The sequence below is a fragment of the Hymenobacter radiodurans genome (genome assembly GCF_004355185.1).
Lineage (GTDB): Bacteria > Bacteroidota > Bacteroidia > Cytophagales > Hymenobacteraceae > Hymenobacter > Hymenobacter radiodurans.
The window spans coordinates 2,194,409-2,216,573 of the sequence record NZ_CP037922.1 but is presented as its reverse complement, the minus strand read 5'-3'; the positions used below and the strand labels follow the sequence as shown (position 1 = coordinate 2,216,573).

Sequence of the window (22,165 nt, the reverse complement as noted above, 5' to 3'; positions counted from 1 at the left end):
TTCCTACTATTGATACAACGCGGGGGGCCAAATTATCGACCTTACGTATCCGGCCGCAAGCGCCATGACAGGCGTTCCCTTCGCCTACCGCAGCCGCGTAGTAAGCGGTATTCAGCTATTTGAAAAATTATAGTGCTACAATCAGTTACGAATTGCCGAGCTACGTATGGAAAATTATATGAATCATATTTATTCTTATTTACATCCTATATTCTCGGTTCTATGCTAAAATTCTTTTCCCTCGCCACCTGGGGCGCGGCTGTATTGTTATTGTCGTCGCTTACGAGTTGCGAGGACATTCTAGAGCAGTATTTCCCCAAGCCCACGCCTACCCCGCCTACTATTCCTGCTCAGACGGTAGCATACACATCCTACGCTGACGCTGTTACACCAGGGTCCGGCGATGGGGCATGGCAGAATGGATTGATTATTTTTAATCCTATTACGCTGGCGAAAATCCAGGAAATGCCAATTACGGGTTTGAGCGCCGTCACCGACCGCATCTATGGGCTCGACATACGCCCCGCCACCGGCCAACTCTATGCGCTGGTTGCCACGACCAGCGCGACCGATGGCCGCCTGTATACTATTAATCCCGCCACCGGAGCTGCTACGTTGGTCGCACCCGTCAGCATTCCCCTCAGTGGGTCCCTTACCTTGGGGTTCGATTTTAACCCCGTCGTGGATCGGATTCGGATTGTGACCAAATCCGGTCAAAACCTTCGGGTAAATCCGGTTGATGGCGTTGCAATTGAAGATGGACGTATTAACGGAGGCACCGCTAATAGTGTGATGAGCGTAGCCTACGATAATAATGTAGCTGGCGCTACTTCTACCAACTTGTACGCGCTAGACTTCACGGCGAGTAAGCTTTACTTAGTAAACCCGCCCAATGCCGGGACACTCACAGAAATTGGTTCTTTGAGCATCAACTTCCTCTCCGATGGTAGCTTCGATATTGGCGCCACTAGCAAGAAGGCTTATGCGGTCATGAGCGGCCCGTATGTCGGGCGTTTATATTCAATCAATTTAACAACTGGCGCGGCCACAGAATTGGGAGACTTCGGCTTTCCAGCTATCAGGCCGTCGCCCACGCCAGGATTCGTTTTCGCGCCGTTCATCACAGGGTTTACGCTCGGGTTAGCCCTGTAATTTCCTTTTCTTCAGATAGCAAAAAAAGCCCCCGCTCTTAAGCAGGGGGCTTTTTCTTAATCGGGAGCTCAAGTTCAGTAGAGGAGTAAGTGCTTGCGGGGTATTCGCACATAGTAACCATTGTACTTCGCAGCTTTTTTATGCGTCCCTTGTGATGAGTTAAGAGGAGAGAAAAGTCAACAAGAGAAAGAGAATGCGCACTTGTATTTTATTTTGATGGCACTGCATCTTATAACCTTAGCATATCGTAGTGGCTAAAGCTAATCATCCAATTCATTCTTCCTTCCATCCTATCTTCTCGTTTCTATGCTAAAACCCATAACCCTCTCCAAGTGGGGAGCGGCTGCTCTGTTGCTGGCCTCGCTCACGAGTTGCGAAGACATTTTGGAGCAGTACTTCCCCAAACCCAATCCTACTCCGCCCCCTACTACTCCCACCTTCCCGCCCTTAGGTCAGGATATCGCCTTTTATGCTTTATCAGGGGGTAATCGGCTTGATGCGTATTCCACCAAAGATCCAGCCACCCGGACCGCCTCGGTTGCCATTACCGGCTTACAGAGCGGTGAACAAATCTTAGCTATGGACTTCCGGCCAGGCACTGGGCAGCTCTATGGGGTCAGCAGCGGCAGCCGTTTTTATGTAATCAATCAAAACACCGGCAGGGCTCACGTTATTGGGACGGGGGCCTTCACCCCCGCGCTGGGGGCAATGTAGTGAGCTTTGACTTTAACCCGACGGTTGACCGCATTCGGTTGGTAACGAGTACGGGACAGAACCTGCGTCTACATCCCGAAACAGCAACGGTGGCCGCTACCGATGGTACTATCAACGGGGCAGCGGGCGCTACCCTAACGGGCGTGGCCTACACCAATAACGTAGCTGGTGCTACCGCGACTGCGCTTTATGCCATTAACACCCAAAACCAGCAGCTCTACTTGGTTAACCCACCGAACAACGGTACGCTCGTATCCGTGGGCAACCTGAACCTGCCCGTGAGCGGTGATGGCGGCTTTGATATTGATGCCAAAACAGGTACTGCCTTGGGGTTGTATACCGTACAAGGCAAGCCTACACTCTTTACCGTGAACTTGAGCACGGGCGCGGCTCGTCCTTTGGCGGAGTACAGCCCAAGTCAGAACTACACTGGTTTAGCCATCCCTACAAAGCCTGTCGCTTACATTGCCACTAATGTAGACGGAAGCTTCACGACATTGTCTATTGTTGATCCAACAGACTCAAACAGTGTCTCGACAAAGAACGTTACTGGTATCAGAGGAGGTGGAAGGGCTATTGGCCTAGACTTTAGGCCGGCAACAGGTCAGCTGTATACAATTCTATCAGGAGGCTTTTCAAGTGGGGCGTATCTGTACACTATTGACCTAGGCACCGGCGCCGCTACATTTGTGGCTCAAACGAATATACCTGTGATATTCGATGGAAGCTTTGACTTTGATCCCGTTACAGATATGATTCGCGTAGTAAGTAAAGCTGGCCAGAACCTGACTGTGAACCCAACGAATGGCATTACCACCGAAGGTTCCCCCATTGGTATTGCTGTAGGCATCAATCGACCCGGTGTAAATACACTTGCCCACGATAATAACTTTGTTGGTGCGACAACAACTACCCTGTATGGTACTGATGTCTCGATTAATCTTGTTAGTAAACTATATCAAGTTACGCCCCTTGTTCCTGGTAATTTAAAGGAGATTGGTAACGTAGCCGCTGACGTACGCCACATGGATATTGGAGGCACTAGCAACACCGCCTATATTCTTGTTAACGTCGCTAATAGCATCAATAATGTGTTTCAGCTTAATACGCTGAACCTTGCAACTGGGGAGCGCACCTTCGCTCGGTCGCTTACTATTTCCGGTCTCAACGGGATAAGTGGTGCACCTGGTGGCTTCGCTCTAGGCTTGGGTTTCTAAGGTGCCCTGTTTTCGCTTTACATAGTTTAACAAAAAGCCCTTGCTAATTAGCAAGGGCTTTTTTCATTATTCCACTTGTTGGGTTCGGCTAATGCTGGGCTTTCATGTTCACTATTTATAAGCTCGCTCACGCATTTTCCTTCGGCTCCGGCCCGCGAAACACGTCCGTACCTGACACGGGGGGCAATTTTACCGGCCGGCCTTCGCGGGCCGACTGGTAGATGGCTTCCATAATGCGCTGATCCTGCAAGCCTTCTTCGCCGGGCGTGTGGGGCGGCTTGTCATCCAGCACGCAGGTAGAAAAGTGGTCCATTTCGGCCGCAAACTGATTCACCGGGCTGATAGTAATTTGGTTTTGCATCTTGGCCGGGCCCTCGGCGTGGGAGGTTTGTAGCTGCTGGCCCTGGTAGGCGTAGGCATTGTTCAGGTGCATCCAGCCTTTCTCCCCATTCACGCGGTAGAAGCGCGAGTCGTGGGTGTTGTAGTGGGTGATGCTGTCGACCAAAATGCCCCCCGGGAAGCGCATCTGCCACGACATTACTTCCTCTACCTCCTTGAACAGCGGATTGCCGGGCGTGCTGTAGGAGTAGCCAAATACCTCCGTTGGCTCGGTGCCCAGCAGGAAGCGCGAAGTGTTCAGGCAGTACAAGCCAATATCGGGCAGGGCGCCACCGCCGGCCAGGGCTTTCTTGTGACGCCAGTGGTCGGGATTAGCGGAGCTTTGGCTATTCTGGGCCTGAATGTACTTGGTCTTACCCCACTTGTTTTCGCGCACCATCTGACGCACCAAGCGATTGTAGGGCTCGTATTGAATGCGGTAGGCAATCATCAGCTTGCGATTGGCTTTTTTGCAGGCCGCAATCATGGCCTCGCACTCGGCGGCGGAATTGGCCATCGGTTTTTCGCAGAGAATGTGCTTGCCGGCCTGAGCCCCCCGAATGGTGTATTCGGCGTGCATGGAGTTGGGCAGTACGATATAGATAACCTTCACCTCGGCGTTGTCCTTGAGCTTATCGTAGTCTTCGTAGCTGTAGCAGCTTTCGGGCTTAATGCCGTATTGCTGGGCGACTTTCTTTAGCTTCTCAGGTGAGCCGCTAACAAGGGCCACAGGCTTGGATTTTTTGCACTCACCAAAAGCGGGTAGCAGTTCTTCCAGCGTCAGGTGGCCCAGGCCCACCAACGCATATCCCACCCGCTGGTCGGGGGGCAAAGGCGTGGGCGTGGGGCCGGATTTGGGGTCAACGTCAGATTTCCAGGCTTCCAACTCAATGGGTTTATCTACGCCCGCAGGCACTTTCGCGGGCGGCGACACGGCTTCCGACGAAGGCACTTGCTGGCCGCCAGGGGCCGCATATACGGTGGAAGCGGTGACTTCCGAGGCGGGTGTGCCCGTAGTAGGGGTAGCTGCTTTTGCCGCCTCGCCGCCCGGCTTCTCCTGGCAGCCGGCAAACGTGCTGGCGGCCACTCCTACGGCCAGGCCCCGGCCGGCCATGGTCAGAAACTCTTTGCGTGATACCTCCTGGCTGGCCTGCCGAAGCACTGTGTTTAGTAAGCTGTTAGTAAGCGACATAGCACATTGGTTGTGAGAATGGAACAGTAGAATAGAACATGAAAAGAAGTATAAAAAAGCTCTACGGGCATTTGGGCATACATAGCCAGCTATCGACCCCACTATTCGTCTTTTTCGCCTCCTATTAATGCCTGAATCAGCCTGAGGTCGCCCGCTACCAGAAGCTGCTGTGGTAGCGCCTGAAAGTAACTTGGCAACTCAATGTTAGCCGGGGGAAGGAGCATGACGCAAATCATTTAGCTAATTGACTACCATCATATTACAGCCATTGTATTAGGGCGATATTTAACACATTCTCAAGCCTCGCTGGGCATACAAATCAGACGCCGCGGCTAATGATAGCCGCCACCAAACGAGGCTTGTACCCATCTCGTGATGCAGAAAGTATTCTGCTGCGGTGGATTGCCTGCTTAGCTGCTTTTCTCAGGCCAGTTGGAGAAGCAAGCCGGGAGAAGCTGGTCGCCTAAAAGGCTTTTGTGAAAAGGGGCTGCCGGCTGCTTTCAAGGCTGTGTTGGGCAAGCTGCCAGTTCCTGCTGTCATTCTCCTTTTTCACTTATCAGCAACTTCATCATGCGTCAGAATCTAAGTTCGTACGACCGGGTGATTCGCATTCTCCTGGCCACCTTCCTCACCGGTTTTCTGGTGCGGCAAGGCTTCAGCACTCCCCTACTTCTCGCCTGGCTGCTCATTCCGCTCACGCTGCTGCTGACGGGCATTGCTGGCTATTGCCCCTTTTATTCCCTGCTGGGCATTGCCACGCACCACCAATCACGGAGCTGACTTCACGGGTTATGCCCTCACTTGTAGGCCTTGTATTGTAGCTACCGAAGCCACAATACAAGGCCAGAAACGGCCTATAGCCTACGTTAGCTGGCTACCCTTTGCCTATGCAATCTGCCTTTGTTGTCTTAACGGATATGTCAGCTGCCACCGAGGTAGCCCTGACCTACACCAGCCGCCTGGCCCAACGCTTGGATGGGCGGCTGGTGCTGCTCCACGTGTACCTCGACCCGATGCTGGCGCCGGATGCGGCCGTAATGGCCTCGCCCATTCTGGTGACCAGCCGCAAGGAGATTATAGCCTATCTGGTGGAGCGAGCACAGGGGCTTCCGGTTCCGGCCGAGGCCGAAATAGTGGTAGATATGCTCAGCCCGGCCCTCGCCGACGTGGTGCAGCGCCACAGGCCGCTCCTGCTGGCTTGCGGGCGGGAACAGCCCATCAATTTACTGGACAGGATGATCGGCAATTGGGTCCTGCCCATTCTACAACAGGCGCATCATCCGCTGCTGGTGGTTCCCGAAGTTTGGCAGAGTACCGAGTTGCCCCGGCGCGCGGTGGTAGCCACCGATGATAAATCGTTCTGGCTGAGTGCGCCTTCCCTCGCCCTCACGGAGCTATTGACCAGCCTGAAACTCACCACGACCGTCGTGCACGTGGCGGAGGCTACGGGTCCTTCGCGCGCCGACGTGGGGCTAGCATCAGCGCAGCGTACGGGGCTATTTGGGCATTTAACGGAGAACAGCCTGTACGAAGTGTGCGAAGAAGCTCCGGCCGACGGCATTCTGCACGCGGCCGCGGAGCTGCACGCCCAGCTTATTGTGCTGCTGGCCCGGCCGCACTCCTTCCTCGGGGGCTTTTTCACCATAGCGTCACGGCTGATATCCTGCGTCGTAGTCCAATGCCGGTGCTGGTGCTGCCCACCACGGCTTAAGGCAAGATTCAGCGCAAAGAAGCGAGTCGATGGATACAGTACTCAAACTGTATCCATCGACTCGCTTCTTTGCATTTGGCACTAAAAAAGCCCCCAGGCTGAGTTAAGCCAATCTTTAAGCGCCTACTTCCGGGGCCGGTTGGCGGGGTTGCAGGGCGTGCTCGGCCTGCACCATATTGTTCATTCCTTTCAGCAGGGCATCGGGGGTGAAGGAGATACTATCAATACCTTGCTCCACCAGAAATTGGGCAAACGCCGGGTAGTCGCTGGGGGCCTGCCCGCACAGCCCGATGGGTCGGCCGCAGGCTTTGGCCGTACGAATCACCTGGGCGAGCATCCGGGTCACGGCCTCGTTGTTCTCGTCGAACAAATGACTTACGATAGCCGAGTCGCGGTCGATGCCCAGGGTAAGCTGGGTGAGGTCGTTGGAGCCGATAGAGAACCCATCGAAGACAGCAGCAAAATCTTCGGCCAGTATAACATTGCTGGGAATTTCGGCCATCACGTACACCTCCAGCCCCTTCTCGCCGCGCTTCAGCCCGAACTCCTCCATGAGGGCCACCACCTGCTTTCCTTCGGCCACAGTGCGGCAGAAAGGCACCATCACCTTCACGTTGGTGAGGCCCCAATCGAGGCGCACGCGCCGCAGCGCTTCGCACTCCAGCCGGAACCCTTCGCGGTACTGCGGACTGTAGTAGCGTGAGGCGCCCCGGAAGCCCAGCATAGGGTTTTCCTCGTCCGGCTCAAACTGCCGTCCGCCGACCAGGTTGGCGTACTCGTTGGTCTTGAAATCGCTCAGGCGCACAATCACTTGGCGTGGGTAGAAAGCGGCCGCTACAAACCCGATGGCCTGCGCCAGCTTATCCACGAAATACTCCGGCTTGCTGGCATAATGGGTGGTGAACTGCGCAATTTCCTGGCGGGCCGACGCGTCCTGTAGCTTATCAAAATCGACCAGCGCCATCGGATGGATGCGGATGGCGCTATTGATAACGAATTCCATCCGCATCAGCCCCACGCCCTGGCTAGGATATCGAGCGAGCTGCAGAGCGCGGTCGGGATCAGCCAGAATGAGCAGGGGCTTGGTGCGGGGCATCTCCACGTGCTCCAAATCGATATCAGTTTCCTGCCAGGCCAACTGGCCCGCGAACACCTGGCCTTCGTCGCCCTCGGCGCAGGAAACCGTAATGAGCTGCCCATCCTGCACTTTTTCCGTGGCGTTGAGTGTGCCCACCACGGCCGAGAGGCCCAGCTCCCGCGCCACAATGGCCGCGTGGCTGGTGCGCCCGCCTTTATTGGTAACGATGACGGCCGCCTTGCGCAACACCGCGTTCCAATCGGGGCTGGTAATGTCAGTAATCAGGATTTCACCCGGTTGCAGACGGTGCCCATCGGCCGGCGAGGCGATGATGCGCGCCACGCCCGTGGCAATCTGGTTGCCGACTGCTTTACCCGTGGCCAGCACCGGGCCTTTCTGGGTCAGGTGGTACTCGTGCAAACGCAGGGCTTTGCTTCCATGGTGAATGGTTTCGGGGCGGGCCTGCACGATGTAGAGCTTGCTGGTCAGGCCATCTTTTGCCCACTCAATATCCATGGGCATACCGTAGTGATCTTCGATAAGCAAGCACCAGCGCCCCAGTTCTTCCGCCTCCGCATCGGACAGCACGAACATAGCGCACTTCTCAGGCGGGGTGTCGGAGTTTTCGATGCCGGTTTGGGCGTAGCGCATGGTCTTGGCTTTGTCGCCAAGCTTGCGGGTTACCAGGGCCCGATACCCGCTCCGCAAAGAGGGTTTGAACAAATAAAATTCGTCGGGATTGACGGCGCCCTGCACCACGTTTTCGCCCAGGCCCCAGCTGCCGGTGAGGTAAATAAGGTTGGCGTGGCCGGTTTCGGGCTCGATGGTAAACGCCACCCCCGCCGAGCCCACATCGGAGCGCACCATCATCTGCACGCCCACTGATAAGGCCACGCGCAGATGATCAAAGCCATTTTGCAGCCGGTACTTAATAGCCCGGTCGTTGAACAAAGACACAAAGCACCGCTGACAGGCCTGCACCACGCCCTCCTCGCCCTGCACATTCAGGAACGAATCGTGCTGTCCGGCAAAGCTGGCCGTGGGTAGATCTTCGGCCGTGGCACTACTGCGCACGGCTACCGGTAGGCCCCCGTCGGCGTGACCAGCCGAAAGCTCCCGGTACGCCTGCCGAATAGCCTCCGCCACGCTGGGGGGCATTTTGGCCTGCGTTAGCAAGGCCCGCGCCTGGGTGCCTACCGCCGAAAGATTCGTCAGCTCCTTCTCGTCAAGGCTTGCCAGCAGCGTGGTGAGCGGCTGCCGCAACTGGTTTTCATCCAGAAACTGCCAATAGGCGGCGGCTGTCGTAGCAAACCCATCGGGCACGTTAATTCCTTTAGGAATCAACTGGTTGAAAAGCTCCCCCAGGGAGGCGTTCTTCCCTCCTACCAACGCAACCTGCTGGTTGGTCAGCTCGCGGAAGAACCGAGTGTATGCTTCCTGTGTCATAACGATAGAAGTGCTAAATGAGTAAAACCGCGCCGAGTTTTAAGCAGGCAAAGCAGGCTGTCCCCTCCAAAATCCTAAGCTTTTGCTTCCGGAATCGGTCAGATATTCAGAGGCCGCTCAGCCCGTCTGGGGGCTTTTTGGTGATTAAGCCGGCGCTGGCGGGCAGTGCTTCTAGCCTAAAAGTGCGGGGTTTAGCACTCTATAAAAATGAGGAATAACATAGCCATTCATGATCTTCATCACTACCGGCTTCACTCAAGCTTTCGACGTACGGGTTGCGAGCACTATATCAGAGAGCAGGCAGCACGAGCACCGGCAACTCACTGTGCATCAGCAGTTGCGCTGTGACGCTGCGGTGGAATAGCTGCCCCAGAAAGCTGCGCCGCCGAGAGATGACCACCAACATGTCATACTCCGGCCGCTTGGCTTCCTGCAAAATGCCTACTTCCGTGCTACGGTTGCTGATAGTGCGCATCTCAACCGGCGCCGCTTCCAGCAGCAGGCCGACGCGCACCACCGCTTCCAGGGCCTCGGGGGCTTTTTGCCGAAATCGGCGTTGGCTGTTACGTACAGTACCGTGAGCGAAGCCCGCAATTCGGCCAGCAGCCGGTGTACCACCCCCGCGTGTTCACCCAAATCAAACGGCTGACCATCAACCGCCAGCAGCAGGCGCGTGGGCGGCGAGCTGCTCACTACATCGTGCGGCACCAGCAGCATGGGGTAAGGAGCGGCCCGTAGAATATCCAGAGACGTGGTTTCCACCATTTCAGCGGGGGTGGTGGAGTACTCGGGCCGGCCCAGCACGATTAGCTCAGGATGGTGCCGACTGACGGCATCCGCCACGGCAGCGGCCATGCCTCCGTAGCCGACCTCCGCCACTACCGGCACGGCCAGCTGTCGGGCTACATCATTCATAACCAGATTAATGGCTTCCCGACTAAGGTTCGATAAAACTCCCCTTTGCATCTCCGGATCTAGCACCGAGTTGCGGCGCACGTGCAGCAGCACCAGCCGGGCTCCGAGCGGATCGGCCAGATTGGAGGCATAGTCGAGCGCCTGGTTGGCACCCTGAAAGAAATCGGTCAGAATGAGCAGGGAAGGTACCATGAGCAGGAGCAGCGAAAGAGTGAAGCTACTGACAGAAAACCAGCAGACAGGCAGCATTAAGGTGCGCACCATGTGCCCGTGCGCTTGATTTTTATCAAGTAATGACCCCGTATTCGTCATGTACCTGAGATAGTAATATATATAATTTTACGGACATATTCTTGACTAATTTTTAGCAACTGCTTCCTAAAAGCCTATACCTAACAATCCGAAGCGATGAAGATCCAGAACAATAAGGAGCCGTGGCTGCTGGCGGCGGGAATTGCAGCTGCAGCCGCCACCGGGTTTGTAGTTGGGCGCGCCCTGGTAGGTCGCCAGTTGCGCCGGGATGCGCAGCGACTCCTGCGGCAGTCTACCGACGTCACCGCACGCATCTACCACGAAACCCAGCTGGTCGATTTGCCGGCGCCGGTGCAGCGCTACTTCCGCCTGGTGCTACCCGATGGTCAGCCCTATCTGCGCACGGCGCGGCTTCGGCATACGGGCCAGTTTAAAACCTCCCTGGATGGTGACTGGGGGGCAATTTCCGGCGAAGAATACATCATCGCCGATCCGCCGGCCTTCATTTGGCAGGGTACCACCTCCCGCTTTATTGCCCGCGATGAATATGTAGCCGGGCGGGGCCAGTTGCTGGTGCGCCTGTTTGGGTTGGCCCCCGTGGTGCACGGCCGCGGGCCGCGCTACGACCAGGCCGAGCTACTGCGCTGGCTGGGCGAAATTGCCTGGTTGCCCACTGCCCTGCTGCCCAGCGAGCGAGTGAACTGGACGCCCCTGGATGAGCACTCTGCTACGCTTACCCTCACGTATCAGGGGCAAGTGTTGTCGTATCTGGTGCGCTTTAATGAGCAAAATGAGCTAACCCAATTCGAAGCGGAGCGCTACCAGAGCGACACTGCCGTTTTGCCCTGGGTGGGGCATTTCTCCGAGTATCGCACTTTACACGGGCTGCGGGTACCTACAGAAGCCGAAGCGAGCTGGGTAGTAAATGGCCAGCGGCGGCCCTACGCCAGATTCCGAATTCAGGAGCTGGATTACAATGAGCTGAATGCGTATTGAAAATCTCCAGTAGCTCCATAAAGGTAGCAGCGCCCGACCACGGTGATGCTGCTCTGCGTCTCGCTCGTGGCGTGCGAACCGGAATAGAGGCAAATATGATATAGATCAGACACTTTGCTAATCTAAATCATGGCTTTATTCTTTCTAAAAAAGGATGTTTATAGCATGATTTCTTTCACCCGGGACCAGCGTGCTGTGCCTCACTTTTGCTACTACTATGAACGCTTTCAGTCTTATCCTGCCCATTTTTCTCCTTGCCGTACTGGCCCTGACAAGCTCCTACCTGCGCGCTAGTCATAAAGCCGCTAATGTTAAGTAGCGTTGCCGAAATACCCCAAGACTAAGGCAGCCCTGACCGCTGCTGAGTATAGCTTCGCGCCACTTAACCAACCTCTTATGAGCCCGTCAATCGTTGTGTTAGCTAACCTGACAGCGACGGCGGCGCACGCCGCTCGGTATGCCGCCGTGCTGGGTGAGCCGCTTCAGGCGCGCCTCATTTTGCTGCATCATTACAGCGAGATGTCCCCTGACCCCGAGCTGGTGACCATGAACGCCACCACTACCTACCGCAGTCAGACGGAGATGGACGCCGCTTTGCAGAGCCTGACCCAGCAGCTTCCGGCTTCCACGGAGGTGCTGGCCTCCACCCGGGCGGAGGTAGAACTGGTAGCGGAGGCCGTGGAGCGCTACCACCCGCTCCTGCTGGCGATGGGCGCGAGCACCGAGAGTAGCCTGCTGGACCTGCTGTGGCAAAACCAGGCGCTGCGCGATACGCATTGGCCCATATTGGCTATCCCGGAAGACGCCCCCGCCCCCGCATTCCGCGCCGCATAGCCTTGGCAGTCGATGCTAATTCATTTACCCTGAACGAAGCCAGTAAGGCCTTGGCGCCCCTACTGGCTTCCTGGCAGGCAACGTACATCGTGATACATGCCGAAGCGCCACATGAGCAACAGGCCTTTCCGGGCCAGCGGGCCCTGGCCACTGTTCGCCTGAGCCAGCTGCTTCCGCCCGATACGGCATTGGAGCTGTACGAGGAGGTAAATCTGCCGCCCGCTGAAGGCATCGTACAGGCAGTGAAGGATGTACAGGCCGATTTGCTGGTGCTCATTGTCCGGCCGCATAGCTTCGTAGGGCAGCTGTTCCACCGCAGCATCACGGCCCAGGTGCTGCGCGAAAGCCAGATACCAGTACTGCTGCTCCCCGCGCAGGACCAGAGTACTCCGAGGTGGCTGGCACGCCTCACCTGAACACGTTGACTTACTGCTCGCGGGCCTTTTATCTAGCCCCTTCAGGAAAGCGCATAGCGAGTTAAAAAAGCCCCCAGTGATGGTAATGAAGGCTTTTGAAGTCATTGTGCTGGCTAGAGGCTTTACCCGGCGGAAGCGGTAACCATGCACGAATGATTATGGGAGGAGATGATGTAAGTCATAGACTCTGTTTTCATCCTCCTATATATTGTACTAGTAATGCTTTCGGGAGCCTGATAGCTTATTATATGCTTCCGGCCGCTGCCACTCTTTGTTCTGACGCCATGCACCAGGTATGCCCAATCAGCCCCATTTCGTCCGTCGAGCCCTTACTGATACAGTCGGCACTTAGCGGCGCGGCGCAGCTAGCCCACCCCAGTACTCCAAGGCCGCTTGCAGCGGCGCCCTCAGCCAAGCCGATTGGGGAACCGTGGATTTCCGAGGATGATTTGCTGCTCGATGTAAGCCTAACTTTTCTGGGCGCCGCGCAGTGCGTGACGGGCTCCAAATACCTGTTGACGCTCGATCAGGGGCGCCGGCGGCGGCAGCTGATGATCGATTGCGGGCTGTTTCAGGGCTTGAAGGAATTGCGCCTGCGCAACCGTGAGCCGCTGCCCCTGCCCGTTCCCGACCTAGAGGCCGTGGTGCTGACGCACGCCCACATCGATCATAGCGGCTACCTGCCTAAGCTCGTGCGCGATGGGTTCCGGGGGGCAATTTTCTGCACCGATGCTACGGCCGATCTGCTCGAAATCATGCTGCTCGACTCGGCCAAACTACAAGAAGAAGAGGCTGGGTACGCCAACGCGAAAGGCTACTCCAAGCACCACCCCGCCGAGCCCCTGTATACCATCGCCGACGCCAGGCAAGTGCTTACCCTCCTGCGTTCGGTGCCCTACGACACGCCCGTGCAGGTGACCGATCAGGTGCATGTCGTATTCCTCGACGCGGGCCATATTCTGGGCTCCGCAATTGCCGAGCTGACCGTAAAAGGCACTCAACAATCGAAAAAGCTGGTTTTTTCCGGCGACCTGGGCCGCTACGACAACCCGGTATTATACGACCCAACGCCCATCGAAACGGCCGACGTGCTGCTCGTGGAGTCTACCTACGGCGACCGGGATACGCGTATTCAGGACCCCGAGCAGGAGCTGGTGCGGCTGGTCAATGAGGCGCTGGCCCGCGGCGGCGTGCTGCTCATCGCCGCCTTTGCCGTGGGGCGCACCCAAACCCTGCTTTACTACCTGAAAAAACTTCGGCAGGAAGGCCGCATACCCAAGGTACCCGTGTACGTCGACAGCCCCATGGGCATCCGCGTCACCTCGCTTTTTCAGCACCACACCGCGGCGCACCGGCTGGGTGAGAGCAACCCGTTTTACTTCGAGAACCTGACCTTTGTAAGCGAGCAACAGCAATCCAAAGCCCTGAATCAGCTGGCGGGTCCGGCTATTATCATCTCCTCGAGCGGAATGCTCACGGGCGGGCGCATCATCCACCATCTGTATCATCGGCTGCCCCGGCCCCAAGACACGCTGTTGTTGGTGGGCTACCAGGCCGAAGGAACCAGGGGCCGCGACCTGCAGGACGGCGCGCAGCAGATCAAGATGTTTGGTGAATTGGTACCCGTGCACTGCCATGTATCGGAGCTTGATGGCTTCTCGGCCCACGCCGACCGCTCAGAGTTGCTGCGCTGGCTAAGCAACTTCAAAAAGCCCCCAAGCGCGCTTTCGTGGTTCATGGCGAGCCCGAGGCAGCCAGCAAGCTGGCTCAGACCATGCATCACGAGCTGGGCTGGCCGTCGGTAATCGTGCCGGAATACCGCGAATCAGCCAAGCTGTTCACCGGGATTTAGGCGTGGTCCTCAGCCTGAAATCGGAGGTAAAAGCGCTTCGCACAAGCAAGTAAAGCATGACGAAAGTCAAGGCTTCAGGTGACGAAAGCCATTCCCTGGAGCGCTGCCAATTCCGACTTTTATCATGGTAAACGCCTCCTGACAGCGAAGTATTCACTGCTTTTCATTTAACGCTATGATCACGCCCGCTTTTTGGTTTTGGCTCCTTTTCCTCACCCTGACCGGCCTACTCTGGCACCAGCGGCAGGGCTCGCACCATTCTTCCACCACGGGTTAGCCGCCTGGTTTTCAGCATTTGCACTATGGGTATGCACTCTCTCCCCGATTTGGATACGCCGGCCCGGCGCCAGCAGCTGGTCAGCCAGTTTATGGATCGGCTCGCCAATGATGAATTGCTAAGCTCGGTTTTTGGCAACTCGATGAATGCCGACGGCAGCGCGGCCCCAGTGGAGCAGCAGGCGTGGTGGGATTCCGCGCTGGCTGGTGAATGCTATCAGGGCCGGCCGCTGCGGGCAACTCATGTGCATCCCTACACTGGCCCGCTGTATGAGCGCTGGTGCCAACTGCTAAAAAATACCTTCGATCGGAATTTTGAAGGACCCGAAGCTACAGCCGCTCAGGGCCATGTGCTCAATCTGGCTACCATGCTCTCGCATTGGCGGCTGGCCCAGCAGGACAGTTATTCTACACCTGACACCGACGCGACCAAGCAATTGGCCGCTGCCTAAATCCGCCGAACGCCGCGAATTCGTTCCCAGAAAAGCCCCCAGCGTTGCTGCAAAGCTATTTTTCTCTACTAGCTCCTTACCCTCCGCCATGACACCTCCCATTGTTGTTCTGACCGATTTTTTCGCCGTTTCCAACCGCGCGCTATCGTATGCCTCCGGCTTAGCATTACCCTTGAAGGCCCAGCTGGTACTGCTGCATGTGCGCCACGACGGGCTTCTCTCGCCTGAGGAGTACACCAACCGCGGAGCCCATCATAATGAGCGCGAAACCTTGGAAGCGCTGACGAAGCTGGCCGGGAGCCAGCCCGTGCCTACGCAGGTGGAAATCTCGGAAGGCTACCTGCCCGACGCCGTGACGGAGGCCGTGCGTCACCATCATCCGCAGCTGCTGGTGCTGGGGCGACCGGGCACCGCGGTTATGCCGGCCGAAGGCATCGTTAATGCGGCCATGGATTTGTTGCGCCACGTGCCGCACCCCCTGCTCACGGTGCCCACCGTGGGCTGGGACACTTTTCCACCGCGCCGCTTGCTGCTGGCCGTTGATGGCGACGATTTCATGCTGTACGAAAACCAAGATATCCTGCCCCAGCTCATGCAGTCGTTGCAGGGCGCGCTTACTATTCTACACGTAACCGACCAAAAGGACCCTGGCGCGGCGGCCGGGCACGATGCTTTGCGCAGTGTGCGAAATAGTGGCTTAGTAACCGTGAAAGAATCTGATCCCGTTCGCGTGGTGTACCACACCAACGTGGCGGAAGGAATTTTGCAGGGGGCCGCCGAGCTGGAAGCCGACCTACTGGTGGTGATTGCGCGGCGCCATAGTCTGCTCGGGGGGCTGTTTCATCGCAGCGTTACGGCCCAGATTATTGGAGAAAGCCCCATTCCGGTTCTGCTGATTCCGGCCATGGACTAGCTTATCCCGCGCTTTCACGTTGTCTACCAATCGGTACCGCTATGGGCATTTCTCTGCTTGTGCTCACCAACTTCTACCCGGCCGCCCTACGAGCGCTGCACTATGCCGATGACCTGGCCTGCGCCCAGGGCGGACGCTTGGTGCTGCTGCACGTAAACCGCTCTTCCCTCTATGACCTTTATATGTTTGCCGGGGAAGGCTGGCGGCGCCAGGAGCTCGATCTGGAGGCCGATACGGCAACTCAGCTGGAACGCCTGACTACGCAGCTGCACACCCCGGCCACCGTGGAGCTGGCCACCGACCTGCTGCCGGAAGTGGCAAAGGACCTGGTGACCCGCTACCAGCAGGGCCTGTTTGTGATAGGATTGCCAGCAGCCGGGCACGCATCGCCCGAGCAGTTGAGCGCTACCACTCTCGACCTGCTGCGGGCCGCGCAGTTTCCGGTGCTGGTGGTGCCCGATTCTGCTCCGGCCACCACCCTGCCCCGCCGCGTGATGGTAGCCGTGGATCAGGAGAGCTTTGTGCTCGTCAACTCGGGGGCAGTCACCCAGCTGCTCCAAAACATCAAAGCCGAGGTAACGGTCGTTCACGTAACCGTTCAGGAAGATGATGCCGCCTGCGCCCGAGCGCTGAGGCACGTGCAGGGAAGCGGCCTGACAGATGGCACTAAATCGGTGGACCTACGCGGCTTTCTCCACACCGATCCGGCGGCGGGCGTGCTCGAAGCCATCCCTCAAGTGAGCCCCGACTTAGTGGTGGTGCTGTCGCGCTCGCGCAGCTACCTTGGGGGGCTTTTTCACCACAGCGTCACGGCGCACGTTATTGCACGCAGCCCGGTTCCGGTGCTGGTGGTACCAGTAAACTAGCCGGTACCTGCATACTATCCAGAAGTGTAAGCTCGATGGCCGTAAAGTGCAATGATTGATGGATTCGCTGTTCATTACTGCTGGCAGGAACTACACAGATCATTATCCTAATTTTCAGTGATGATATGCTTTATACCCGCCACATGGGGGGCTTTTTTACATGTCTATTAATCTTCAAGCTCAAATCACTGGTGTGTTCCTGTACCTATAAGTATCAACTAAACAGGCTACAGACTAAATCCAATTATAAGCTATAAGTCATTGATTTAGGCTGAAATACTAGACTAGTAAAAAAATGTAAAATACCAGCATCTAAACGTAATAGGGTTGCGTAAGGGGAAATTACATGAATTATATTCATTCTTCTTTCCATCCTATCTTCTCGTTTCTATGCTAAAAACATCTTCCCTCGCCAAGTGGGGCGTGGCAGTTCTCCTATTATCCTCGCTGAGTAGCTGCGAAGACATCTTGGAGCAGTACTTCCCCAAACCCACTCCTACGCCGCCTACTATCCCCACCTTTCCACCTCTAGGGCAGGACATTGCCTTCTACGCACTGTCAGCTGGAACTAGGCTGGATGCTTACTCTACCAAGGATGCGGCCACGCGCACCAGCTCCGTGGCCATCACCGGCCTACAGAGTGGGGAAACGATTTTAGCTATCGACTTCCGCCCCGCCACGGGCCAGCTCTACGGGGTTAGCAGCGCCAGCCGGTTGTATGTGATTAACCAGAATACGGGCACCGCGCGGGCCATTGGCTCAGGAGCATTTACGCCGGCCTTGGGGGCAATTTAGTCGGCTTTGACTTCAACCCCACCGTCGACCGCATTCGCCTCGTGACTTCCACGGGCCTGAACCTACGCCTGAACCCGGAAACGGGCACAGTAGCCGCTACGGATGGCATCATCAATGGGGCGACGAATGTCGCCCTGACAGGGGCCGCCTACACCAATAATGTGCCCGCCACCGCGAGTACGGCACTTTACGCTATTGATGCGGCTGCTAAACAACTCTACCTGGTGAATCCACCCAATGCTGGGGCCGTGGTGCCCGTCGGTAATCTAAACCTCAACATCAGCGGCGGTGGCGGATTTGACATTGATGCGAGGACCGGCACAGCTCTCGGTTTATATGCGGTTAATGGCAACCCGACGCTGTTTGCCGTGGATCTCGCGAGTGGCGCGGCTCGTCCTTTAGCCCAATATGCGGCCAACGCTGCTTATACGGGTCTTGCTATTCCCACCCGACCTGTGCTGTATGCAGCTAGATATATTCAGGGAATCCGAGGTGAACGATTTAATGACTTACTCATTGTTGATCCTACGAGCTCTTCTGCCTATGGAACTAGGCGTATTATTGGGTTAGAGCGCGAACAGTTGGTTGATGTCGACTTCCGGCCCGCTACCGGCCAGTTGTATGGGTTTACCCAGTCTATGCAACTTTACACGATTGATCTGGGCACCTTTACGGCGACGCTCGTGGCTACCATTCCGTTCACTATGGATTCCTTTGGCTATGCGATTGACTTTGATCCGGTGACGGATCGTCTGCGTATCGTCAGCAGCACAGGCCAAAACCTGCGGGTAAATCCCACGGATGGAACAGTGGTGGAGGATGAGCGCCTCAACCCCAGCACCCAGGCTATTTATGGCGTGGCCTATACGAATAGCACGACCGGCGCGACCACGACCGACTTATATGCGTTGGGTCTTGATCGCAGCACCTTGCCAATCAACTCGCTCAACAAGCTTTACCGGCTGAATTCCCTAATGCGGGTACCCTCACGGAGGTCGGCACGGTTGCGACGGATGAGAGGAATGGAATATATCAGTTTGATATTAGTGGCACCACCAATACCGGCTATGCCATTGGGAATAACGGCCAGAATAGCAAAAGTTTATACACCATTGATTTAGCCACGGGCAGAGCGACGGAACTGAGGATGGTGGGCATCTTTGACCCGCAAACAGTGGGGGTAGCCGCGGGGCTCGGCTTTTAAACATCACCACTTCCCAAGCCTATCTGACTTATTCGCTAAAAAAGTCCCGGCGCCTGAGTCGGGGCCTTTGCCCTGCCTTTCTCATTAGTTGTATCCTTCCTTTCTTATTTACTTATCCACTTTGTATGAAAACAAGCTTTCCTTTTACCAAGCTTGGAGTCGCTGCCTTGCTGCTGATGTCGCTCACGAGCTGCGAAGACATCTTGGAGCAGTACTTTCCTAAGCCTACTCCGTCGCCTACTATTCCTACTTTCCCCAATCTGGGGCTCGATATTCCCTTCTACGCTTTGTCGGGCGGCACCCGGCTTGATGGGTTTTCGACGAAGGATCCATCCACCAGAACAAGCTCCGTAGCTATTACGGGCCTGCAGAGTGGCGAGCGTATCCTGGCCATGGACTTCCGGCCCGCTACGGGCCAGCTCTATGGGGTGGGCAGTAGCAGCCGCCTGTATGTGATTAACCAAAATACGGGCTTGGCCCGTGCCATGGGTAGTGGCGCTTTCACGCCTGCTATAATCGGGGAATTGGTGGGCTTTGACTTCAACCCGACCGTGGACCGCATCAGGCTGGTGACCAGCACGGGCCAGAATCTGCGGCTGAATCCCGAGACCGGCACCGTAGCGGCCACCGATGGCCCTGTGAATGGAGCAGCAGGGGGCGCACTCCTGACGGGAGCGGCCTACACCAATAACACGGCTGGCGCGACAACCACCGTTTTGTACGGGATTAACACCGTTGACAAGCAGCTGTATGTAGTCAACCCACCCAATGATGGCACTTTAGCTGCCATAGGAGCGCTCAACCTGAATATCAGCGGCGATGGCGGCTTTGACATTGATGCCAAGACCGGTACGGCCTTGGGTTTGTATGCCGTAAGTGGCAATCCTACTCTTTTCTCCGTAAACCTTGCAACAGGAGCTGCGCGGCCGTTAGCCCAGTATACTAGCAACTCCGGTTACTCGGCAATTGCCATCCCAACGCAGCCCGTGGCGTATGCGGCCGTTCTTTTATGCTCCCGCGCTATAGGCTGTGTCACAGAGCTAGTCACATTTAACCCCACTAATCCCGCCGCGGGCTTTGTTAGCAAGCCTATTTCCGGCCTGCGCAACAACGAACTGTTTCGAAGCATCGATTTCCGGCCTGCCACCGGGCAGCTTTACGCGGAGGGAGACTTTGGGGGAATTTATACCATAAACCTGACCACCGGAGCAGCCACGTTAATGAACGCCTTCACCACATTTATACCGGGTGGCGCTATCGGATTCGACTTCGATCCTGTCACGGATGTTATGCGCCACATTGTGCCCGGGGGGGTGAGAATTATCGTATTAACCCGGTCAGCGCAGCCGTCATCCGAGACGGGATACTGAATCCAGACCCTACCTTTATTTCAGCTGCGGCGTATGATAATAACTACGCTGGCGCGAGTACAACCAAGTTGTATGTTGTTGACTATGGTACCGACAAATTGTACCAAGTTAATCCGCCTAACACGGGCAACATGATTGAAATTGGCAGCCTCGGCATTAACGTATCCGGCGATATTCATCTGGATATAGGCGGCATTAGCAACACGGCCTACTTTGTTTCTACTCCTAGTGGGGTATTTAACCCAGAAACCCAAACCGCTACCCGGCCGGGCCCGACCGAACTCTACACGATTAATCTGGCGACGGGCGCCGCCACTTCCATTGGGGAGATCGACTTTATCGGTCTCTCAGACCGAGGAGAATATCAACTACGCGGCTTTACCCTAGGCTTGGGCTTCTAACTAGCTCGTTTTTACCAAAAGAAGAAGCCCTGGCACATGCGCCAGGGCTTTCACAACTTCCTGATGCCTGTAAGGGCATAATCACATCCCTATATGAAGACAATCTCAACTCTTACTAAACTTGGTGCCGCCGCCTTGCTGCTGATGTCGCTCACGAGCTGCGAAGACATCCTAGAGCAGTACTTTCCTAAGCCTGCTTCGCCGCCATCCAACTTTGGTCTTGATATTCCTTTCTACGCCTTATCGAATGGCAACAAGCTAGATGCGTACTCAACTCACAGCCCGACACGCCGCTCAAGCTCTGCTGCTATCACTGGTTTACAGGCAGGAGAAAAGATCTTAGCTATTGACTTCCGTCCGGCTACGGGGCAGCTATATGGTTTGGGCAGCACTAGCCGTATTTACGTAATCAATCAGTCAACTGGGGAGGCCCGCGCCATTGGTGCAGGTCCTTTTACTCCGGCTGTAGCAGGAGACTTGGTGGGCTTTGACTTTAATCCTACCGTCGACCGCATTCGTATCGTCACGAGTACAGGCCAAAACTTGCGGGTTAATCCAGAAACGGGAGCTGGTGTTCTTGTTGATGGCTCACTTAAAGGCGTAGCTGGCGCTTCTGTATCGGCTGTGGCCTACACCAATAATATAGCGGGAGCCACCGCTACTGAGCTTTTTGCACTGGATGCAGCTACTAAAAAGCTGTACAAGCTAAGTTCTCCAAATGAAGGCACCTTAGAAACAGTAGCTGACCTCAAAATCAACTTTACGGGTGAGGGCGGCTTTGATATTGACCCTAAAAGTGACTCAGGACTAGGGCTGTTTCAGGTGGATGGCAAGCCTACCCTTTTCACGCTAGACGTGCAAACTGGTGCCGCCCGTACCCTCACCACCTATGACCCTAGTCTGGGCTATACAGGCCTAGCTATTCCTACGCGGCCTGTAGCTTATGCCGTTAGTAGTACACTCATCAATTTTGAGGAAAGAACTACAAGGCCTGAGCTGTTAATTTTTGATCCTTCCAACTTGGGGGCTGGCGTTGTATCCAAGCCTATTACAGGAATACCAGCCACTGAAAGCGTTTCAGGATTGGACTTTCGCCCAGCTAATGGGCAGCTCTATGCCATCACCAGAAGCATATTCACTAGCAGCGACCGTCTCTATACCATTAATGCTGCCACAGGTGCTGCTACTGCTGTAGGCTCCACTAATTTCAAAATAGTTGGGCTAGTAGGATTTGACTTTGATCCAGTCCTCGATCGGATTCGCGTAATCGGCAGTGAGGAGTTGCGGGGGGGCGGCGTGAATCCCGTCATATTAGTGAACCCTACGGATGCTACGGCTACCGCGCAGCCCAGCTTAACGCTGCCTCAGGCCGCCAATAATTTCTTGACTACCGTGGGCGCGGCCCACGACCAGAACGTGGCCGGCGCGAAGGCAACGAACTTGTATCTGATTGATACCTATCGAAACGATCTCTATGTGCAAAGCCCTGCCGGTATGGGGGCCTTAGCCAAGGTGGGGAACCTGGGCGTCCAAGTCGTTAAAGCCGACTTTGATATTAGCAGTACCACCAATACGGCGTATGCGCTGATTACCCTCTTTGGTGCTAGGGACGTCACGAAGCTGCACACGATTGATCTGGCCACCGGAAAAGCGAATGCGGTGAGTAATTATGAGTTTCAAGGCAATACCGTTGGCTTCACGGTGGGCCTAGGTTTCTAATTACCTAAAACTTAAC

The 22,165-nt window shown here is 55.9% G+C and carries 19 protein-coding genes and 4 pseudogenes; 18 read left to right on the top strand and 5 right to left on the bottom strand.

Going from position 1 to position 22,165, the window contains the following annotated elements:
* The first annotated feature begins 222 nt into the window (after positions 1–222).
* From EPD59_RS10420 to EPD59_RS10410, 3 genes and pseudogenes are all read left to right on the top strand, one after another.
* Positions 223–1,152 (top strand): DUF4394 domain-containing protein, encoded by a 930-nt coding sequence (locus EPD59_RS10420; RefSeq protein ID WP_133272724.1) that lies wholly within the window; start codon positions 223–225, stop codon positions 1,150–1,152.
* Positions 1,153–1,458: 306 nt separating this feature from the next.
* Positions 1,459–2,246, top strand: a pseudogene (locus EPD59_RS24100) (DUF4394 domain-containing protein); the annotation flags it as partial.
* Positions 2,235–3,083, top strand: a complete 849-nt coding sequence (locus EPD59_RS10410) for a DUF4394 domain-containing protein (RefSeq protein WP_394347228.1) — start codon at positions 2,235–2,237, stop codon at positions 3,081–3,083. The pseudogene EPD59_RS24100 and the gene EPD59_RS10410, both read left to right, overlap by 12 nt.
* 127 nt (positions 3,084–3,210) lie before the next feature.
* On the opposite strand, the gene EPD59_RS10405 is transcribed toward EPD59_RS10410, so the two are convergent.
* Positions 3,211–4,653, bottom strand: a complete 1,443-nt coding sequence (locus EPD59_RS10405) for a Gfo/Idh/MocA family oxidoreductase (RefSeq protein ID WP_133272721.1) — start codon at positions 4,651–4,653, stop codon at positions 3,211–3,213.
* 101 nt (positions 4,654–4,754) lie between these two features.
* A complete protein-coding gene (locus EPD59_RS23215; RefSeq protein ID WP_262712939.1) occupies positions 4,755–4,877 on the bottom strand; it encodes a hypothetical protein in 123 nt (40 codons plus the stop codon).
* A gap of 346 nt (positions 4,878–5,223) precedes the next feature.
* Between EPD59_RS23215 and EPD59_RS10400 the strand changes: the two genes are divergently transcribed.
* On the top strand, positions 5,224–5,433 hold the full coding sequence (locus EPD59_RS10400; protein ID WP_133272720.1) for a YgaP family membrane protein: 210 nt from the start codon (positions 5,224–5,226) through the stop codon (positions 5,431–5,433).
* 107 nt (positions 5,434–5,540) lie between these two features.
* Entirely contained in the window at positions 5,541–6,449 is a 909-nt protein-coding gene (locus EPD59_RS10395) for a universal stress protein (protein ID WP_133272719.1), read from the top strand.
* Positions 6,450–6,479: 30 nt separating this feature from the next.
* Here the strand turns inward: EPD59_RS10395 and ppsA are convergent, their stop codons facing one another.
* The 3 genes from ppsA to EPD59_RS10380 all read right to left on the bottom strand — a co-directional run bounded on the left by ppsA (position 6,480) and on the right by EPD59_RS10380 (position 10,067).
* Entirely contained in the window at positions 6,480–8,888 is a 2,409-nt protein-coding gene (ppsA, locus tag EPD59_RS10390) for a phosphoenolpyruvate synthase (protein ID WP_133272718.1), read from the bottom strand.
* A 289-nt stretch (positions 8,889–9,177) separates the two neighbouring features.
* Positions 9,178–9,363, bottom strand: a complete 186-nt coding sequence (locus EPD59_RS10385) for a universal stress protein (RefSeq protein WP_133272717.1) — start codon at positions 9,361–9,363, stop codon at positions 9,178–9,180.
* On the bottom strand, positions 9,330–10,067 hold the full coding sequence (locus tag EPD59_RS10380) for a universal stress protein (protein ID WP_165963547.1): 738 nt from the start codon (positions 10,065–10,067) through the stop codon (positions 9,330–9,332). The genes EPD59_RS10385 and EPD59_RS10380 overlap by 34 nt, the downstream gene beginning before the upstream one ends.
* A 144-nt stretch (positions 10,068–10,211) precedes the next feature.
* On the opposite strand from EPD59_RS10380, the gene EPD59_RS10375 reads away from it, so the two are divergent.
* The 13 genes and pseudogenes from EPD59_RS10375 (at position 10,212) to EPD59_RS10315 (ending at position 22,149) form a co-directional block, all read left to right on the top strand.
* Positions 10,212–11,051: a DUF6544 family protein gene (locus tag EPD59_RS10375; protein WP_133272715.1), complete on the top strand. Its 840-nt coding sequence runs from the start codon at positions 10,212–10,214 to the stop codon at positions 11,049–11,051.
* 396 nt (positions 11,052–11,447) lie between these two features.
* A complete protein-coding gene (locus tag EPD59_RS10370; RefSeq protein ID WP_165963546.1) occupies positions 11,448–11,885 on the top strand; it encodes a universal stress protein in 438 nt (145 codons plus the stop codon).
* Positions 11,886–11,887: 2 nt separating this feature from the next.
* A complete protein-coding gene (locus EPD59_RS10365; RefSeq protein ID WP_165963545.1) occupies positions 11,888–12,301 on the top strand; it encodes a universal stress protein in 414 nt (137 codons plus the stop codon).
* Positions 12,302–12,453: 152 nt separating this feature from the next.
* Positions 12,454–14,153 (top strand): annotated as a pseudogene (locus EPD59_RS10360) (MBL fold metallo-hydrolase RNA specificity domain-containing protein).
* A gap of 308 nt (positions 14,154–14,461) precedes the next feature.
* Positions 14,462–14,881: a globin family protein gene (locus tag EPD59_RS10355; RefSeq protein ID WP_133272712.1), complete on the top strand. Its 420-nt coding sequence runs from the start codon at positions 14,462–14,464 to the stop codon at positions 14,879–14,881.
* A gap of 88 nt (positions 14,882–14,969) precedes the next feature.
* Positions 14,970–15,794, top strand: a complete 825-nt coding sequence (locus EPD59_RS10350; protein ID WP_165963544.1) for a universal stress protein — start codon at positions 14,970–14,972, stop codon at positions 15,792–15,794.
* A 41-nt stretch (positions 15,795–15,835) separates the two neighbouring features.
* Positions 15,836–16,660, top strand: coding sequence for a universal stress protein (locus EPD59_RS10345; RefSeq protein ID WP_133272710.1), 825 nt, complete (start codon positions 15,836–15,838; stop codon positions 16,658–16,660).
* Between the two features lie 390 nt (positions 16,661–17,050).
* Positions 17,051–17,455 carry a DUF4394 domain-containing protein gene (locus tag EPD59_RS10340; RefSeq protein WP_133272709.1) on the top strand — a complete coding sequence of 135 codons (405 nt, stop codon included), beginning with the start codon at positions 17,051–17,053 and terminating at the stop codon, positions 17,453–17,455.
* Between the two features lie 41 nt (positions 17,456–17,496).
* Positions 17,497–18,333, top strand: a pseudogene (locus tag EPD59_RS22455) (DUF4394 domain-containing protein); the annotation flags it as partial.
* Between the two features lie 131 nt (positions 18,334–18,464).
* Positions 18,465–18,659, top strand: a pseudogene (locus tag EPD59_RS24095) (DUF4394 domain-containing protein); the annotation flags it as partial.
* A gap of 125 nt (positions 18,660–18,784) precedes the next feature.
* On the top strand, positions 18,785–20,029 hold the full coding sequence (locus EPD59_RS10325) for a DUF4394 domain-containing protein (protein ID WP_133272707.1): 1,245 nt from the start codon (positions 18,785–18,787) through the stop codon (positions 20,027–20,029).
* Positions 19,921–20,430: a DUF4394 domain-containing protein gene (locus EPD59_RS23210; protein ID WP_317128532.1), complete on the top strand. Its 510-nt coding sequence runs from the start codon at positions 19,921–19,923 to the stop codon at positions 20,428–20,430. The genes EPD59_RS10325 and EPD59_RS23210 overlap by 109 nt, the downstream gene beginning before the upstream one ends.
* A 93-nt stretch (positions 20,431–20,523) precedes the next feature.
* The gene (locus EPD59_RS10315; RefSeq protein WP_133272705.1) at positions 20,524–22,149 is read left to right on the top strand and encodes a DUF4394 domain-containing protein; all 1,626 of its coding nucleotides are present in this window, start codon (positions 20,524–20,526) and stop codon (positions 22,147–22,149) included.
* The last annotated feature ends 16 nt before the right edge of the window (positions 22,150–22,165 follow it).